Source organism: Vibrio sp. T20, from assembly GCF_007858795.1.
Taxonomy (GTDB): domain Bacteria; phylum Pseudomonadota; class Gammaproteobacteria; order Enterobacterales; family Vibrionaceae; genus Vibrio; species Vibrio satsumensis.
The window spans coordinates 1-256 of record NZ_VFEB01000163.1; the positions used below are offsets into that span (position 1 = coordinate 1).

Consider the following 256-nt stretch of genomic DNA (forward strand, 5'->3'; position numbering starts at 1 on the left):
CGATTTAAACAACCTTATTTTTACCAACTTACTTGCCTGCGTGCTGTCCGTCATCATTGCTTATTTAATGATGTTTGTAATTCCAGATGTGGAATCCCGTCAGCCACCGCCGAGGCCAACCGAAGCGAAGAAAAGCCACCGCATGCGCCACGAAGCCTTAATGGGCGCCAGTATCGCTACGCTTTCGTTTATTGTGTTCCAAGTTTTTGATCTGCAGTACTCAATGTCAGCACAGGTCACGACGATATTGCTGCTT

Annotated in this window: 1 pseudogene; it reads left to right on the top strand. The window is 46.9% G+C overall.

From position 1 onward, the window contains the following. Nucleotides 1-256: pseudogene (locus FTW16_RS17945) on the top strand (1,4-alpha-glucan branching protein); the annotation flags it as partial.